The organism is Escherichia sp. KCJ4928, from assembly GCF_004352695.1.
Taxonomy (GTDB): Bacteria; Pseudomonadota; Gammaproteobacteria; order Enterobacterales; family Enterobacteriaceae; genus ECMA0423.
In genome coordinates, this window is sequence record NZ_SJWV01000463.1 from 1 (window position 1) to 911 (window position 911).

1 protein-coding gene is annotated in these 911 nt (G+C 33.9%); it reads left to right on the forward strand.

From position 1 onward, the window contains the following. The coding region (locus E0D98_RS24855; protein WP_131891367.1) for an HNH endonuclease at positions 1-839 on the forward strand (839 nt) is incomplete at its 5' end. Positions 840-911: the final 72 nt, after the last annotated feature.

Consider the following 911-nt stretch of genomic DNA (forward strand, 5'->3'; position numbering starts at 1 on the left):
TTCATCACCAGATCATTGAAAACCAACTGGATACAGAAACAATAACTATTAGTTATGAATTTATCCTCTGTCAACATCTTATCGCAAATACCGAGTTCAGCTATTTGGCACTCCCTGAAAATTATAACCGTTTGTTTTTACCAAATTCAAAAAACCAAGCAAATAATCGTTTCAAAACGTTAAACAGCAAAGCTATTGGCAGGCTACTTGCTGCTGGTGGCGTATACAATGGGAACATTGAAGGATTCAGAGATACTGCGGAAAAACTGGGTGGAGATGCAATAAAAGGCTATGATCAAATACTAAATGAAAAAACAGCGGGCATAGCGATAGCAACAGCATCTATTCTTTTAACAAAGCGTTCTAATGTTGATACATATACAGAAATAAATAGTTACTTAGGCAAACTTAGAGGTCAACAAAAACTTCTTGATGGTATAGACATAATAGAAATAATATACATTAAGAGACCTTCAAAAGACTTAGCTAACTTACGAAAGGAGTTTAATAAAACTGTAAGAAAAAATTTTCTTATCAAACTTGCAAAAACCTCCGAAGCATCTGGAAGATTCAACGCCGAAGACCTTTTAAGAATGAGAAAGGGCAATGTTCCTCTAAATTATAATGTTCACCATAAACTATCTCTAGATGATGGTGGTACTAATGATTTCGAAAATTTAGTATTAATCGAAAACGAACCATATCATAAAGTTTTTACTAACATGCAATCACGAATAGCTAAGGGAATATTAGTAGGTGAAAGCAAAATCACTCCCTGGGCCATTCCATCTGGCTCAATTTATCCTCCCATGAAAAATATTATGGACCACACAAAATGATGACTAAAACCCAAATAAATAAATTAATAAAAATGATGGATGATTTAGACTATCCATTTGAAGCACCGCACA